Here is a 14,743-nt window from a genome sequence, read left to right as displayed (position 1 = left end):
GTCAGACCGCGCAAGCAGCCGCTGCGCGGTCTTTTTTATGCACTGTTGCGGTACCGGTAATGCGCGGGGTCCGGGCCGAATAGTTCTAGCATCAGCTCGTATTTGATGCGGTTGGCACTGACTTGTCTGTAAAAGGCGATCAGGAACGCGGTCGGGCCCTGTATCCGGCCAAGCCCGCTGGTCGCGGCCACCACCGTGCCGACGTCGGTCTTACCTTGCAGCACCAGATAACCGCCCAACATCAGAATACCCACGGTTCCGGCGCCGTTGATTACGCTCAGGAGAAACTTGGCCGAAAGCTTCCAAAGAAACATGCGCCGCCTTGTGTCATAGATGTCGTCGAACAGGGCATTGATATCCCGCTCGACGGCATCGATATCCTCGGTGGTCAGCCTATCAGTGGCGCTGCGCAAAAGGCGGACGCGTTCGGCGACAAACGTGTTCACTTTGCGTTGCGACACCAGAACGATAATGATCTGCGGCACAATCATGGAAAACGCGATAAGGCCAAGGCCTGGCTGCGTTGAGGATATGTACCCGATCACGCTGACCAGCGTTCCAACCTGAACCACCGGGTCCGAGAACGCGCCCCCTGCGAACTTGCCCAGCTCCTCAGCCTCGGCTGAGATGGCGGTCGTCATGGTACCTTTGCGCAGATTTTCACCCGTTTCCTTCAGGTCGGTAGCACGCCACAGCAAGCGTTGCCGGATCAGCCGGATCATGTCTTCGCCCAATGTACCCGCGCGAAAACCCAGAACCCATTTCAGGGCGAGGCTTAGCAGGATGACAATCATCATGCCGATGCCCAGCAGAACCAGCTTTTCGACATGAAGATCGTTGGACGTAAGGTGGTTGACAATATCGCGTTGAAATTCAAGCGGAACCGCGGCAAGCGCAGCAATGGCAATGGATAACAGAATGAGGACAATCTGCCGTCCGGCGCTGGCGCGCCAAATCGCGGAGTAAAGCTGAAACATGCGGGTATCCGTGTTGCCCCTGTGCCGACACATTGGCAGGGCTGGGTAACGGGTTCAAACTTTACGAGATAAACGGCGGATAAGGCCGTGCCGATTTGGCAACAAGTTACGCTTGATCCGTCAAGCGAACCACGATGTCTCCGGCCATCATGTCTGCATTCGCACGGTCAAAGCGCAGATACGCGATCCCGTGTCCGCCTGATTGCGTGAACAGGGTGCCGACGGGTTTGCCGTTTGCGGCAATCTCAGTCCCCACCGGAACTGAGCCTTCGACAAAGACCAGCCGCAAGCCTTTGCGTAATTCTGTCTTGTGCTTCATGCGCGCAGTCACTTCCTGACCGACATAGCAACCCTTTTTGAAGTCCACGCCGTTCAGCGCCTCGAACCCGGATTCGAGGATATAACTGTCTGGCGTCAGTTCGACCCCAGCCTCGGGGATGCAGTGTCGAACGCGCAGCGCGTCCCAGTCGGTTCCGTCATCGCCTTCCGAAGCTGTCGAGTAATCGCGCCAACCCATATCCGGGTGACGAGGGTCAGGAAGGGCGGTGTCCGGTGCTGGCCCAGTGCCGCGTTGCAGATGTAGATCCGTGCCTTCGATTACTACATCCGCCCGGAGTTTGTACATGTTCAGGCGCTTGATCAGGTCATTTGCAAAAGGCTCGGCCACGTCCAGCAGCACTCCACCGTCATCGCGTTTCAGAAAGAAATCGGCCAGATACTTGCCCTGTGGAGTAAGCAACGCCGTATAAACAAGCCCATTGCCCAGCCCCCGAACGTCATTGGTGACAAGGTCCTGCAAAAAGTCTTCGGTGTCCGAGCCGGTCAGGCGCAGGATGCGGCGGGTGAGCATGGCTTGGTCCTCGTCATTGCCTTTGGCCTCGTGATATAGGAAGTCCCGCAGTCAAGACCAGAGGTTATCGGACGTGCCCGCACCCGTCACTGTAGTGATTCCAACCTTGAATGCCGCCGGTTCCTTGCCTGCGTGCCTTGAAGCCCTGATGGAAGGGGTGCATTCCGGGCTGATCAGGGACCTGATCGTCAGCGATGCAGGCTCAACAGACCAGACGTTGAGAATTGCAGAAGATGTTGGCGCGCTTGTTCTGAAAGGTGAGCCGTCGCGCGGCGGTCAATTGCGCCGGGGGTGTGCGCAGGCTGATGGTGAATGGTTGTTAATCCTTCATGCCGATACCGTGCTGCAACAGGGATGGGCCGAGAGCGTAAGCGCCCATCTACCCTCCAACGCACCAGCTGCGTTTCGGTTGGCTTTTCGCGCGCGTGGGTTTGCGCCGACCTGGGTGGCCGGATGGGCCAATTTGCGCAGCAGGCTGTTCGGTTTACCGTACGGAGATCAGGGGTTGCTGGTTCCGCGTGATGTCTATCTGGCGGCTGGTGGGTATCCGGACCAACCCTTGATGGAAGATGTGGCGCTGGTGCGCGCATTGCCACGGATCGCAATACTCGAGTCGCGCGCCTTTACGAGCGCGGAGCGCTATGAACAGGCAGGTTGGACTCGACGGGGCATGCGGAACTTGTGGACACTTCTGCGCTATTTTCTGGGGGTTGATCCACAGGTGTTGGCGCGGGGCTATCGACGTTGAGCGCCCGGCGCAATTCGACCAAAGATTTTCCCAGTCGAAACGGGGCAGCAAAGCTAACAAGACAAAGCGCCACGATTTGCAGAACCAGAATATGGGCATTGGCCTGCAGGTATTCCCATTCGTCCTTCAACTTGCCGACCTGCTGGATCAGATCGTCATAGCTTTGTGCCAGGATCTGATAATCTCCGGCAATCGCGGGTACCTTACGGCGCATGTTGTCGATGGCCACCTGAGTTTTGTCGTCCAGAGACGTGAATACGAGGAACTGGTCGATATTGAAAGCATCAGCTTTTGCCGTCATATCCCGCAGCTCGTCCATTTCATCTTTGCCCTGACTTCCGAACAGGAAGTGCAGGCCCTGCAGGGGGGCCACTTCGTTGGTTACGGCGATGAACAGGGGCAATTCCGAGTTGCTGGCAGTTGATGCCGACAGGAATTCAACCTTGTCGCACAGCACTGCCGTGTCAGGATCGTAAGCAGGGTCGCAGAAACGCAGACGAAACCGTGCGGCATCCCGGTCGAATGCCAATGTTGCGGCGTAGGCTACATCAATCTGGCGATCCAGTCGCGAACTGTCCGACGTATAAAGCCCCGCCAGAACAGCCACCAATGCGCCGATGCCACCCAGCACGACCCAGACCAGATCGGCCAGTTTCCATGCCCTGTGCCCTGCTGGCTTGCGGAACAAAAAGGCGGTGCCGATCGATCCTGACAGAAAAAACAGGATTAGCAGGGGCAATTGGTTGTCTGTCACAAAACTCATGTGCCCGATCTTAGAACGTGATGCGCGTCCTGCAACCGGGATCACGTGCAGTTGTAACTTCTTACCGGGCACAAGGGTGCAGGACGAGACCGGAAACGGCTTGCGGACACGTCCCCAACAGTGGCGGTAATTTGACCACTGGAATCCGGCTTGACAAAAATCCCGGTTTTGGCAGACACCACGCCCAAGTGAAATGGGGCCAAAGACCCTTTTTACGCACGAATTCTGCGGGAAAGGTTCGGGTATGACCCTGTTCGTCATTCTGATTATTCTGTCGGCGGCGCTGCTGCATGCCGTATGGAATGCCATCGTGAAAACGGCAGCGGACCGCACCACCATGCTGGGTCTGGTCGCGTTGGGTCAGGTCTTGCCGGCGGCGGTTATGGTGATGGTGCTGCCGCTGCCGAACACGCAGAGCTTTGTCTATATCCTGCTCTCGACCGTCGTGCATTTCGGCTATTACTTCATGCTGGGCAAGGCCTACCAGCATGGCGATCTGAGTGTGGTTTACCCCATAGCACGCGGGATTGTTCCGGCACTGGTCTCGCTTTGGGCGATGGCGCTGGTGGGCGAAGTTCTGCCCTGGCAGGCCTGGGGTGGGATCGCCTTGATCGCGGTTGGCATTCAGCTGAGCAGCTGGGCGGCGCTGCGTTCGGGCGTCGGGCGCAGCGCGCTGGGATTTGCGCTGGGAACCGGGTTCTGCATTTCGATCTATTCGGTGGTTGACGGGATTGGGGTGCGGCTGTCAGGCAATACGCTCAGCTATTGGGTGTGGGGGGCCTTTCTGCACCTGTTCATTGCAGGGTTTATCGGGGTCAGGAAACGCACCACCCTGAAAGACCTGCCAGTCAGAATATGGATGACGGGCCTTTTGGGTGGGCTGGTTTCGATGACAGCTTACGGACTGGTGCTTTACGCCAAGAACTTTGCGCCGCTTGGGGCGGTTTCGGCCCTGCGGGAAACCTCGGTCATCTTTGCGGCGCTTATCGGGTTCATTTTCCTGAAGGAAGGCAACTGGATGCGACGCCTGGGCGCCGCGGTCCTCATGGCGATTGGCGTCGCGCTGATCGGCACGGCGGTCTGATCCGGTCCCCGAGCCATGGCGAGACGCGTTATCCGGCTGCGCCTTCTGACTGAAGCGTCCGGAAATACCGGATCGTTGCGTCCAACCCTTCCTTCAGCTGTACTGTGGGTTCCCAGTTCAGCAGGGTCCGCGCCAGCGTGATATCGGGCTGACGTTGTTTCGGATCGTCCTCGGGCAACTCTTTGAAACTGATAGGGGTTTCCGCGCCAACAAGCGCCTGCACCTCGCTGGCCAGCTCGTTCATCGAGAATTCGTTGGGATTGCCCAGATTAACGGGGCCGGTGACGTCCTTGCCTGTGTCCATCAGGCGGATGAACCCTTCGATCAGATCATCCACGTAGCAGAATGACCGGGTCTGCGTGCCGTCGCCAAAGATCGTGATCGCCTCGCCCGTCAGGGCCTGCATGATGAAGTTCGACACAACGCGCCCGTCGGCGGGGTGCATTCGGGGGCCGTAGGTATTGAAGATGCGGGCGACCTTGATCTCAAGCCCCATCTGCCGGTGGTAATCAAAGAACAACGTCTCGGCACACCGCTTGCCCTCGTCATAGCACGAGCGCGGACCAACCGGGTTGACGTTGCCCCAATAGTCTTCGGTCTGCGGATGGATCGTCGGGTCACCGTAGACCTCAGACGTCGAAGCCTGAAAGATCTTGCATTTCAGACGTTTCGCCAGACCCAGCATGTTGATCGCGCCATGCACGCTGGTCTTGGTCGTCTGCACCGGATCGTGCTGATAATGCACGGGTGAGGCGGGACAGGCGAGGTTATAGATCTCGTCCACTTCCACAAACAGCGGGAAGGTCACATCGTGGCGCATGAACTCGAACCGCGGGTTGCTGTGCAGATGGTCGATATTGCGCTTGGTGCCGGTGAACAGGTTGTCGACGCACAAAACCTCATGCCCCTGATCCAGAAGCCGGTCGCACAGATGCGAGCCCAGAAACCCGGCCCCACCGGTTACGAGAACACGTTTTCGACTGTCATAAAGGCGGGCCATTGCAAATCCTTAATCGTTATATCCAAGCCAGCTTGCCACGGGGAAGCCGGGTCTTGGTTTGATTAGTAAACCGAAGGGATTTGAATTGCAGTAGATTTTGGTTTTTTGAGGGCGCGTATGGTGTTGTGGTGTCTTCCGCCCAGTCAATGCTTGATGCGAGGCATCAAGCACGCGCCCGACCCGCCCCCCAGGGGGGGGCGAGGTTTGTGATAACCTAGTTTACGTGTTCGCCCCCAACCTCAACCCAGGAAACTTAATGGGTAAGAGCCACCCATCCTATCCTTGTTACGTGGCCGATAGATGGACTTGGCTTCAGTCCCAACCTCGACTTTCAAAAGAAAGTAATTTGTATCACACGTGCAAAAAGATCGCCACTTGGTATAACGATCAAAAGGTATCCTACCATGGCTAAAAAATTACATAAAAGTAGAGAGATTCTACGGTTTCGAACTCCCCTAATATAGTAGTCAATAACCAATGCCCTGATCATCCCTTCAAAACGAGATAGTGTCTCGGTGAAGTGCACCCTATCGCCATAGACCTTCTTTGAACTTTCGAATCCCTTACCTCCTACGAGTATTTTGAAGTCTTCCCATTGGTCCAAATGATCTTCCCCATAAATTGAAAAGGCGCCTTCTTTGCAAATCTCGTCATAGATGTCCTCATAGTTCCTGAAAGTGAAGTTTCTTTTTGCAAACTCGAGGTAACCAGCTTGGTTGGTTGAGCGCGACATGACTCTTGGTCTTCGCAGCAAATAGATAGCATATGCAATGCCAACAAAAATCATTCCAAAGTAAACAAAACGTACCCGCGAACCGGGTGCAATTACGAAGGTAGTTTTTTCGTTGCCGACAAGTGTGGAAAAGTCAGCGCTTTCTATGAAATGGTCGTTAAAAATAATAAGATAACCAAAAACTGGTATTAAGAAGAAACTCTTTGTCATGGGGCCATCTAACAGCCAAACGAAATTATCCCATCTAAGGTTCTTCCAACGAACTTTGCCGTCCTTGACTTTTCCATCAAACATCCAACTCCTCCACAAACCGCGCGTTCTCCTGAATGTATTGGAACCGCAGTTCGGGTTTTTTGCCCATCAGACGCTCGACCAGATCGCCGGTTTCGCCGGGCTCGTCCTCGTCAATGGTGACCCGGATCAATTTCCGGGATTTGGGGTCCATCGTGGTCTCTTTCAGGTCCTTGGCGTCCATCTCGCCCAGACCCTTAAAGCGGGACACGTCGATCTTACCCTTGCCACCCAGACCTTTTTTCAGCCATTCGTCGCGCTCGGCCTCGTCCAGACAGTAGACGCGTTTGGCACCCTGGGTCAGGCGGTACAAAGGCGGGCAGGCCAGGTACAGGTGGCCCGCGTCAATCATCGGGCGCATCTGGGTAAAGAAGAACGTCATCAGCAAGGACGCGATATGCGCCCCGTCCACATCCGCGTCGGTCATGATGATGACCTTGTCATAGCGCAGGTCGTCAACGTTGAACTTGGTACCAAGCCCGACACCCAGCGCCTGCGTCAGATCGTTGATCTCGGCATTGGTGCCCAGCTTGGAACTGGCCGCGCCCAGCACGTTCAGGATTTTGCCGCGCAGGGGCAGCAGGGCCTGCGTTTTGCGGTCACGACCCATCTTGGCCGAGCCGCCCGCAGAATCGCCTTCGACGATGAATAATTCGGTGCCGTCGCGTGTTGAACTGGAACAGTCCACCAGCTTGCCGGGAAGACGAAGTTTCTTAGTGGCGGACTTGCGTTGTGTTTCCTTCTCGGCCCGACGGCGCAGGCGTTCTTCGGCCCTCAGGATGAGGAAGTCGAGGATCGCGCCGGCGGATTTCGTATCAGCCGCCAGCCAGTTGTCGAAATGGTCGCGAACCGCGTTTTCGACCAGCCGCTGCGCCTCGACCGTGGCCAGACGGTCTTTGGTCTGGCCCACGAATTCCGGCTCGCGGATAAAGCACGACACCAGCGCGCAGCCACCTGTCAGCAGGTCGTCGCGGGTGATCTGCGCAGCTTTCTTATTGTTGATCAACTCGCCATATGCCTTGATCCCCTTGAGGATCGCAGCCCAGAAACCGGCCACATGGGTGCCGCCTTCGGGGGTGGGAACGGTGTTACAGTAGGATTGGATGAACCCATCACGCGACGGTGTCCAGTTGATCGCCCATTCGACCTTGCCGGGGGTGCCGAATTTCTCGTTGAAATCGACGGTGCCCGCAAAGGGTTGCTCGGCATAGGTGGACGAGCCGTTCATCGTCTCTTTCAGGTAATCCGACAGGCCGCCGGGAAAGTGAAACGAGGCCTCAAGCGGGGTTTCGCCGTCATCGATGGCGGTTTTCCAGCGGATTTCGACGCCCGAGAACAGATAGGCCTTGGAGCGGATGGATTTGAACAGCCGCGCGGGCTTGAACTTGTGATGGCCAAAGATGTCCGGGTCGGCGTGGAAGGTCACCGTTGTGCCGCGCCGGTTCGGGGCCGCGCCAACCTTTTCGACCGGGCCAAGCGGGATGCCGCGCGAGAAACGTTGTTCAAATAGCTGCTTGTCCCGCGCCACCTGCACGACCATCGAATCAGACAGCGCGTTCACCACCGACGCACCAACCCCGTGCAAGCCACCCGAGGTCTGGTAGGCCTTGCCCGAGAACTTGCCGCCCGCGTGCAGGGTACACAGGATCACCTCCAACGCGGACTTGCCCGGAAATTTTGGATGCGGGTCGATCGGGATACCGCGCCCGTTGTCACGGACGGTCAGGGCGTAGTCGGAATGCAGCTCGACCTCGATCCGGTTGGCAAAGCCTGCCACCGCCTCGTCCATCGAGTTGTCGAGGATCTCGGCCAACATATGGTGCAGCGCACGCTCATCCGTGCCGCCAATATACATGCCGGGGCGTTTGCGAACCGGTTCCAGCCCTTCGAGCACCTCGATCGAGGAGGCGTCATAGGTAGAAGTGGCGCTGGGCGTCAACAGATCTTCGGGCATGGGTGCTGCTCTTGTTTTTGGGTTTCCGCCATTATGGCAGGTGATGTGGTCCGGGGGAAGGGGGACGCGAGGTGTTGTGGATTTTCTGTCAAGCCGCTTGCAATCCGTGCAGATAACCAGTCCTTTGATCCCGGTAAAGCGGAGGTGAATAAATGAGCTGGATCAGAACCGTTCCGTTCGAAGACGCGACTGGAAAGTTGAAGAAACTCTACGAACGCGTGACCGGGCCGAACAATAACGTAGACAACATCATGATGGCACACAGCCTTCGCCCGCATTCGATGGAAGGCCATATGGCCATGTACAAGGCAGTGCTGCATCATTCGGGCAACAAGATACCGAAATGGTTTCTGGAAGTGCTGGGGGTTTGGGTCAGCTCACTGAACCGGTGCGGGTATTGCGTCGAGCATCACTTTGCAGGTCTTCAGCGCTTGCTGGGTGATACGGTGCGTGGCAACGCGATCAGGGCAGCGATTGAGGCGCGCGATCCCTCGGCTGCACCGCTGGATGCGGCGCAAATGGCTGCGATGGATTATGCTCGCAAGCTGACCGAAGCGCCGGGCGATCTGGTCGAGGCGGACGTCGCTGCCCTGCGCGACGCGGGGTGGGATGATGGCGAAATCCTCGAGATCAATCAGGTCTGCTCCTATTTTTCATATGCAAACCGGACGGTTCTGGGGCTTGGGTGCTCAACCGATGGTGATGAGTTGGGGTTGTCGCCGAACAACTCTGACAACCCTGACGACTGGGGGCACCGGTAAGGTGCTAAAGATGTCGTCGGCGCTGCGACAAAGGCTGCCTGGCTTGCCGTTGCGCGCGGGCGCGGCCTGATTACGTCAGGCCAGTCCATTCCAGAATGGCCTGCGCCACGGCCCGCGGGTTTTGATGATGCAACCAATGATCGGTCCCAGGGATCGTGACACGGGTGAGGTGGGTGGCAAACGCCTCCAGCCCCTCAGTGGCTTCTGGTAAAAGGGCTTTGTCATCCGGCCCCCAAATCAACAAGTGCGGACACCTGACATGCAACCGGTCGAGCGGCAGGTCAGGCAGGTCTGTCGCGGGGACACCGGGTTTGGCGACAACCAACGGAGAGGCTCTGTACCAGTTCAGCATCGCCTGCAGCCGACCGGGTCGGGCCCATTCAGTGCGGTAGTCGGCCATGCGAGCTTCGGTCAACCAGTCCAGCCCCATACCATGGCGAAAGAACTGTTCCAGCATCGCAAAGTTGTTTTCGGACAGTTTTTGTGCGGCATCGGGTGCTCGCAGCAGATTGATATATTGCGAGGCTGTGGATTGTGCGCCACCTGAGGCCATGGCGCGTTGAAACGGCACCGGATGTACGCCGTTTGCAATGATTAACCGATCAACGAGTTCCGGGCGGAACATGGCAACGCCATAAGCCACCGATGCGCCCCAGTCGTGACCCAGCAGCGCAACTGGCGCGCCGCAGGTTTCAATCAGTGCGGCCATGTCTGTGACCAGTTGCGACAGGGTATAGTTCTGCACCCCTTCGGGACACCAGCTTTGGCCATAACCGCGCTGGTCCGGAGCAATACAATAAAAGCGTTCTGCCAGATGAGGCGCAAGATCGGCCCAGGCACCGCTGTATTCGGGGAAACCATGCAGCATCAATAATGGTGGCGCGGCTTTGTCGCCCCATGTCCTGACGTGGAAAGAATGGCCGTTCAGCTTGAAAAAAGACGTCTGCATTGGAACAAGGGATCCGCGCTGGAAATCATGGGTTTTTGAGGCATCTATTTGACACCAATCAAAGCGCATTTCCGAGCTTTCTGCTAGCCACCCTTCAGGACAGTAGAAAAGGACAGGATGTATGGACGCCATTGCCACGACCAACGCAGAACCCACCCAGATCAAGACCACGCTCACCAAAGACACCGACCCTTCAGCGCCCAGCCCCGAGAAAATCCGGCAGGCGTTTGAAAGTGGGAAATACCCCTATGGCCGCAAAATGGCCCGGTCGGTGTATGAGACGCAAAAAGCCAATCTGCAGGCCGAGCTTTTGAAGGTTCAGCTGTGGGCGCAGGAAACGGGGCAGCGGTTTGTCTTGTTGTTCGAAGGGCGCGATGCCGCCGGCAAAGGGGGTACGATCAAGCGGTTCATGGAGCACCTGAACCCGCGTCAGGCCCGTGTCGTTGCATTGAACAAACCCACCTGGGAAGAGAAAGGCCAGTGGTACTACCAGCGCTACATTCAAGAGATGCCGACCGTGGGCGAGATGGTGTTCTATGACCGGTCCTGGTACAACCGCGCGGGTGTGGAGCGGGTCATGGGGTTCTGCACGCCCAACGAATATCTTGAGTTCATGCGGCAAACGCCCGAGTTGGAACGGATGTTGGTGCGCTCGGGCATTCAGCTATACAAATACTGGTTCTCGGTTACACAGCAAGAGCAGCAACGCCGTTTCAAAAGCCGTGAAACCGACCCCTTGAAGCAATGGAAACTGTCGCCCATCGACAAGGCGAGCCTCAGCAAGTGGGATGATTATACCGAGGCGAAAGAAGCCATGTTCTTTTACACGGATACGGCTGACGCACCCTGGACGATTATCAAGTCAAATGACAAGAAACGCGCACGCCTGAACTGCATGCGTCACTTCCTGTCCTCGCTGGATTACCCTGGCAAGGATCACGATATCGTGTGCGAGCCTGATCCGCTGATCGTAGGGCAGGCGCATCACGTTATTCACCGGTCCGAGCATATTCTGGGCACCGCGTTGCATCCCGACGCCCGCTGAGCATCAAAATGCCCGGCCACAGGGAAAGGTCGGGCACCAAAGTCTCAATCTGAAATATTGCAGATCCGCTCTTGTCCCGCGCCAAAGCCGCGCATATGGCTGGAGCGATGACAAAGGTGATGACATACCCGGCCCATTTTCGGGCAATTGCCGTTCTCGGCCTGCCACTGGTTGGCGGTCATCTGGCGCAATACGCAATCGGCTTGACCGACACCATCATGCTGGGTTGGTACGGGGTCGAGGCGTTGGCGGCCGTTACCTTGGCCAACAGTTATTATTTCGTGTTGTTTTTGTTTGGTGCGGGATTTGGATGGGCCGTCATGCCCATGGTTGCCACAGCGGCGGCGGAAGGGGATGAAACCAGCATTCGCCGCTCGACCCGGATGGGGCTATGGTTGTCGTTGCTGTATGCCGTGGTTGTCATGCCCTTGCTGTGGTGGTCCTATCCGATCCTGATCGCCATGAAACAGGAACCGCAAATTGCTGAAACCGCAGCCGAATATCTGCGAGTTGCCGGTTGGGGATTGTTTCCGGCCCTCATTGTGATGGTGTTGAAAAGCTATCTGGCGGCATTGGAGCGAACGCAGATTGTTTTGTGGATCACAATTGCGGCGGCGGCTGTGAACGGGCTGACCAATTATGCGCTGATCTTCGGCAACTGGGGTGCCCCCGAACTGGGCGTGACAGGGGCGGCAATCGCCTCAATCACGACACAAGTTGTTTCGCTGATCGCGGTCGTTATCTATGTGATCCGGACGTTGCCGGAGCACAGCCTATTCCAACGGTTCTGGCGACCGGATTGGGAAATGTTTGCCAGCGTATGGAAGTTGGGTGTACCCATCGGCTTGACCACATTGGCCGAAGTTTCACTGTTCGCGACTTCTGCGGTGATGATGGGCTGGCTGGGTCAGGTCCCGCTGGCTGCGCATGGGATCGCCCTGAATCTGGCTTCAGCCACTTTCATGGTTCACCTGGGGTTATCAAATGCGGCGACCATCCGGGCTGGCAATGCGCTGGGTCGTCGGGACAGGGCGCATCTGGAAAAGGGCGCAATTTCCGTGACTGGTATGTCGCTGGTCATGTCGGTGGCAACCATCATTCTGTTCCTGACCTGCGCCGAGCCTTTGATTTCCCTGTTCATGGAAACAGATGACCCGCAGCGGGGCCAAATCCTGACTATCGGTACCGGATTGCTTGCCATGGCGGCGTTGTTTCAGCTGGTCGACGGCGCGCAGGTGATTGCGCTGGGCCTGCTGCGCGGGTTGCAGGATGCCAAGATCCCAATGGTCATGGCGGCGCTCAGCTATTGGGTCGTAGGGATTCCCGCGTCGTATTATTTCGGCTTTGTCCGTCATATGGACGGCATCGGCGTCTGGCTGGGCCTGGTGCTTGGTCTCGCCTTCGCAGCCGTGCTTCTCATGACCCGATTCTGGATGTATTCGGTACAGCAGATACAGGCATCGGCCGAGCCCGCCTAGTCTTTGTCCAGCCGATCTGCCTTTTTTCGCACCAGTACCGTACGCAGGTCGTGCATGGCCATCAATAACCTGTCTGTCACATCCTCCAGCTGCGTGTCGCTTGCCTTGGACTGTGCCCATTGCGTGGTCAGATTCAGATAGTCGACCGCGCGATGGATATCGTCAATGTCGCGCTGGGCCAGCAGGGCCCGGCGCTCTTCCATCCATTGGGCAATCTCGGCCTGATCCCGGTCTGACAACGTCCGCTGCCCGTGCGGCTTGACCTCGCCATTGCGGATATTGATGACGGCAATCTGGTCCATCTCGATCCGGCGCTGACGGTTTTCCGTATCGATCCGAAACACCGCAGCACCGTTTTCACGTATGCGAAAGTAATACTCAGGCAGTTCGGCGGACATGGTCACCTCAGAGAAGCACAAAAACGCTGGATGCGGCTGCAAGCTTCGGTCAGTGCCGCGTCGGACGTAGCATAGCTGACGCGGAAATTCGGCGACAGGCCAAAGGCGGCGCCAAATACAACGGCCACGTCGGCCTCTTCCAGAAGTGCGGTTGCAAAGGCTTCGTCGTCTACCAGAACGGTCCCAGCGGGCGTCGTCTTCCCGATCAATCCGGCGATTGACGGATAGACATAAAAGGCCCCTTCGGGTGTGGGGCAGGTGACGCCATCAATCTCGTTCAGCATCCGAACCACCAGATCGCGCCGGCGCCTGAATGTCTCGTTATTCGGGGCCAGAAAATCCTGAGTTCCGTTCAGGGCCTCGACGGCAGCCCACTGACTGACCGAGCAGGGGTTCGAGGTGGATTGCGACTGGATCTTGCGCATGGCCGCGATGATTTCGACCGGACCGGCAGCATAACCGATGCGCCAACCGGTCATGGCATAGGCTTTTGAAACCCCGTTGCAGGTGAGGGTTCGGTCAAATAGACCGGGTTCAACCTCGGCCGGGGTGCAGAACTCAAACCCGTCATAGGCCAGATGTTCGTACATGTCGTCCGACATGATCCAGACATGCGGATGACGCATCAGAACATCGGTCAGCGCCTTCAGTTCATCCCGACTGTACCCTGCGCCCGTTGGGTTCGAAGGCGAGTTAAAGATGAACCACTTTGTCTTGGGCGTGATGGCGGCTTCCAGTTGTTCTGGGGTCAGCTTGAAACTGTTTTCCAGCGTCGTCTCGACCACAACAGGGGTGCCACCGGCCAAAAGCACCATATCGGGGTAGCTGACCCAGTACGGTGCAGGGATGATCACCTCGTCGCCTTCATTCATCGTCGCCATCAGAGCATTGTACAGCGTTTGCTTGCCACCGGTCCCGACCGAGATCTGGGCCGGCGAATAGTCCAGCCCGTGGTCACGTTTCATCTTGGCACATGCCGCTTGTTTCAACTCGGGGATACCGTCCGGCGCGGTGTATTTGGTTTTGCCTGCTGCGATGGCCGCAACAGCGGCGTCTTTGATGTTCTGGGGCGTGTCAAAATCCGGCTCACCAGCGCTTAGGCCGATGACATCACGTCCGGCGGCCTTCAGCTCGGCTGCCTTGGCTGTCATGGCGATGGTGGGTGAAGGTTTGACGCGTGACAGTGTCGCAGACAGAAAACTCATGCTCGGCCTCGGTTTGTATGTTCAGCCCGACTGTCATAGGGTGCGTCCGAGTGACGATCAAGCAGTATAGACAATGTGAGATGGAGACCCGAATGAATGATGAAAACGACTGGTACGGTCCGGATTCTGCGACATTCGGAGACCGTCTGGCAGGCGCACGCGAAGCCGCGGGAATGACGCAGGCGCAACTGGCGCGGCGTCTTGGGGTCAAAAAGGCGACAATTTCAGATTGGGAAAACGATCTGTCCGAACCCCGGGCCAACAGGCTGTCAATGATGGCGGGCATGGTCAATGTCTCAATCATGTGGTTGTTGACCGGCGAGGGCGACGGCATGGATGCGCCCGTGGATGAGGGCGAAGGCGGGATGGAACTGTCCTCGGCCGTGGCCGAACTGCGCGCCATCCGTGCGGAAATGCGCGCCTGTTCTGAACGCGCAGCGCGTCTGGAAAAGAAAATGCGTCAGATGCTGGAGCAGAAGAATTGAGCGAACCCCGGGATGTGCGTAT

Annotated in this window: 14 protein-coding genes and 1 pseudogene; 6 read left to right on the top strand and 9 right to left on the bottom strand. The window is 57.3% G+C overall.

Features of this window, described 5'->3' with window-relative positions:
* Window positions 1-35: 35 nt before the first annotated feature.
* Window positions 36-977, bottom strand: a complete 942-nt coding sequence (locus ACR0D9_RS07170; protein WP_480484218.1) for an ABC transporter transmembrane domain-containing protein — start codon at window positions 975-977, stop codon at window positions 36-38.
* A gap of 106 nt (window positions 978-1,083) precedes the next feature.
* The gene (gene ygfZ, locus ACR0D9_RS07165) at window positions 1,084-1,827 is read right to left on the bottom strand and encodes a CAF17-like 4Fe-4S cluster assembly/insertion protein YgfZ (RefSeq protein ID WP_480538171.1); all 744 of its coding nucleotides are present in this window, start codon (window positions 1,825-1,827) and stop codon (window positions 1,084-1,086) included.
* A gap of 73 nt (window positions 1,828-1,900) precedes the next feature.
* Here ygfZ and ACR0D9_RS07160 point away from each other — a divergent pair, with 73 nt between their 5' ends.
* Complete coding sequence (locus ACR0D9_RS07160) at window positions 1,901-2,575, top strand: TIGR04283 family arsenosugar biosynthesis glycosyltransferase (RefSeq protein ID WP_480538169.1); 675 nt, start codon at window positions 1,901-1,903, stop codon at window positions 2,573-2,575.
* A gap of 7 nt (window positions 2,576-2,582) precedes the next feature.
* Here ACR0D9_RS07160 and ACR0D9_RS07155 read toward each other — a convergent pair.
* A pseudogene (locus ACR0D9_RS07155) lies at window positions 2,583-3,338 on the bottom strand (hypothetical protein); the annotation flags it as partial.
* A gap of 244 nt (window positions 3,339-3,582) precedes the next feature.
* Between ACR0D9_RS07155 and ACR0D9_RS07150 the strand changes: the two are divergent.
* On the top strand, window positions 3,583-4,422 hold the full coding sequence (locus ACR0D9_RS07150) for an EamA family transporter (RefSeq protein ID WP_480476789.1): 840 nt from the start codon (window positions 3,583-3,585) through the stop codon (window positions 4,420-4,422).
* A 28-nt stretch (window positions 4,423-4,450) separates the two neighbouring features.
* Here the strand turns inward: ACR0D9_RS07150 and ACR0D9_RS07145 are convergent, their stop codons facing one another.
* From ACR0D9_RS07145 to parE, 3 genes are all read right to left on the bottom strand, one after another.
* Window positions 4,451-5,422 (bottom strand): UDP-glucuronic acid decarboxylase family protein, encoded by a 972-nt coding sequence (locus tag ACR0D9_RS07145; protein WP_267364773.1) that lies wholly within the window; start codon window positions 5,420-5,422, stop codon window positions 4,451-4,453.
* 331 nt (window positions 5,423-5,753) lie between these two features.
* Window positions 5,754-6,449, bottom strand: a complete 696-nt coding sequence (locus tag ACR0D9_RS07140) for a hypothetical protein (RefSeq protein WP_480485205.1) — start codon at window positions 6,447-6,449, stop codon at window positions 5,754-5,756.
* Window positions 6,442-8,400, bottom strand: a complete 1,959-nt coding sequence (gene parE, locus ACR0D9_RS07135; protein WP_480484212.1) for a DNA topoisomerase IV subunit B — start codon at window positions 8,398-8,400, stop codon at window positions 6,442-6,444. Before parE ends, ACR0D9_RS07140 begins: the two co-directional genes overlap by 8 nt.
* A 152-nt stretch (window positions 8,401-8,552) precedes the next feature.
* Between parE and ACR0D9_RS07130 the strand changes: the two genes are divergently transcribed.
* Entirely contained in the window at window positions 8,553-9,161 is a 609-nt protein-coding gene (locus ACR0D9_RS07130) for a carboxymuconolactone decarboxylase family protein (RefSeq protein ID WP_480484211.1), read from the top strand.
* Between the two features lie 70 nt (window positions 9,162-9,231).
* On the opposite strand, the gene ACR0D9_RS07125 is transcribed toward ACR0D9_RS07130, so the two are convergent.
* On the bottom strand, window positions 9,232-10,110 hold the full coding sequence (locus ACR0D9_RS07125; protein ID WP_480484210.1) for an alpha/beta fold hydrolase: 879 nt from the start codon (window positions 10,108-10,110) through the stop codon (window positions 9,232-9,234).
* Between the two features lie 121 nt (window positions 10,111-10,231).
* On the opposite strand from ACR0D9_RS07125, the gene ppk2 reads away from it, so the two are divergent.
* Both ppk2 and ACR0D9_RS07115 read left to right on the top strand, forming a co-directional pair.
* The gene (gene ppk2 / locus ACR0D9_RS07120) at window positions 10,232-11,155 is read left to right on the top strand and encodes a polyphosphate kinase 2 (RefSeq protein WP_480484209.1); all 924 of its coding nucleotides are present in this window, start codon (window positions 10,232-10,234) and stop codon (window positions 11,153-11,155) included.
* A gap of 107 nt (window positions 11,156-11,262) precedes the next feature.
* A complete protein-coding gene (locus tag ACR0D9_RS07115) occupies window positions 11,263-12,633 on the top strand; it encodes an MATE family efflux transporter (protein WP_480484274.1) in 1,371 nt (456 codons plus the stop codon).
* Here the strand turns inward: ACR0D9_RS07115 and ACR0D9_RS07110 are convergent.
* Together ACR0D9_RS07110 and ACR0D9_RS07105 are read right to left on the bottom strand one after the other, a co-directional pair.
* Entirely contained in the window at window positions 12,630-13,031 is a 402-nt protein-coding gene (locus tag ACR0D9_RS07110) for a hypothetical protein (RefSeq protein WP_480473472.1), read from the bottom strand. The genes ACR0D9_RS07115 and ACR0D9_RS07110 overlap by 4 nt on opposite strands.
* Before the next feature lie 2 nt (window positions 13,032-13,033).
* The gene (locus tag ACR0D9_RS07105; RefSeq protein WP_480484208.1) at window positions 13,034-14,236 is read right to left on the bottom strand and encodes a pyridoxal phosphate-dependent aminotransferase; all 1,203 of its coding nucleotides are present in this window, start codon (window positions 14,234-14,236) and stop codon (window positions 13,034-13,036) included.
* Between the two features lie 92 nt (window positions 14,237-14,328).
* Between ACR0D9_RS07105 and ACR0D9_RS07100 the strand changes: the two genes are divergently transcribed.
* Window positions 14,329-14,721 carry a helix-turn-helix domain-containing protein gene (locus tag ACR0D9_RS07100; RefSeq protein WP_267366820.1) on the top strand — a complete coding sequence of 131 codons (393 nt, stop codon included), beginning with the start codon at window positions 14,329-14,331 and terminating at the stop codon, window positions 14,719-14,721.
* Window positions 14,722-14,743: the final 22 nt, after the last annotated feature.

This window comes from Ruegeria sp. AK11 (assembly GCF_056541095.1).
Note: the sequence above shows the minus strand (reverse complement) of the source record. Positions and strands in the feature narration are given on the sequence as shown.

Bases quoted from the DNA above. Each gene is read 5' to 3' on its own strand.
- ACR0D9_RS07170 (WP_480484218.1), bottom strand. From the start codon at position 977: ATGTTTCAGCTTTACTCCGCGATTTGGCGCGCCAGCGCCGGACGGCAG.
- ygfZ (WP_480538171.1), bottom strand. From the start codon at position 1,827: ATGCTCACCCGCCGCATCCTGCGCCTGACCGGCTCGGACACCGAAGAC.
- ACR0D9_RS07150 (WP_480476789.1), top strand. From the start codon at position 3,583: ATGACCCTGTTCGTCATTCTGATTATTCTGTCGGCGGCGCTGCTGCAT.
- ACR0D9_RS07145 (WP_267364773.1), bottom strand. From the start codon at position 5,422: ATGGCCCGCCTTTATGACAGTCGAAAACGTGTTCTCGTAACCGGTGGG.
- ACR0D9_RS07140 (WP_480485205.1), bottom strand. From the start codon at position 6,449: ATGTTTGATGGAAAAGTCAAGGACGGCAAAGTTCGTTGGAAGAACCTT.
- parE (WP_480484212.1), bottom strand. From the start codon at position 8,400: ATGCCCGAAGATCTGTTGACGCCCAGCGCCACTTCTACCTATGACGCC.
- ACR0D9_RS07130 (WP_480484211.1), top strand. From the start codon at position 8,553: ATGAGCTGGATCAGAACCGTTCCGTTCGAAGACGCGACTGGAAAGTTG.
- ACR0D9_RS07125 (WP_480484210.1), bottom strand. From the start codon at position 10,110: ATGCAGACGTCTTTTTTCAAGCTGAACGGCCATTCTTTCCACGTCAGG.
- ppk2 (WP_480484209.1), top strand. From the start codon at position 10,232: ATGGACGCCATTGCCACGACCAACGCAGAACCCACCCAGATCAAGACC.
- ACR0D9_RS07115 (WP_480484274.1), top strand. From the start codon at position 11,263: ATGACAAAGGTGATGACATACCCGGCCCATTTTCGGGCAATTGCCGTT.
- ACR0D9_RS07110 (WP_480473472.1), bottom strand. From the start codon at position 13,031: ATGTCCGCCGAACTGCCTGAGTATTACTTTCGCATACGTGAAAACGGT.
- ACR0D9_RS07105 (WP_480484208.1), bottom strand. From the start codon at position 14,236: ATGAGTTTTCTGTCTGCGACACTGTCACGCGTCAAACCTTCACCCACC.
- ACR0D9_RS07100 (WP_267366820.1), top strand. From the start codon at position 14,329: ATGAATGATGAAAACGACTGGTACGGTCCGGATTCTGCGACATTCGGA.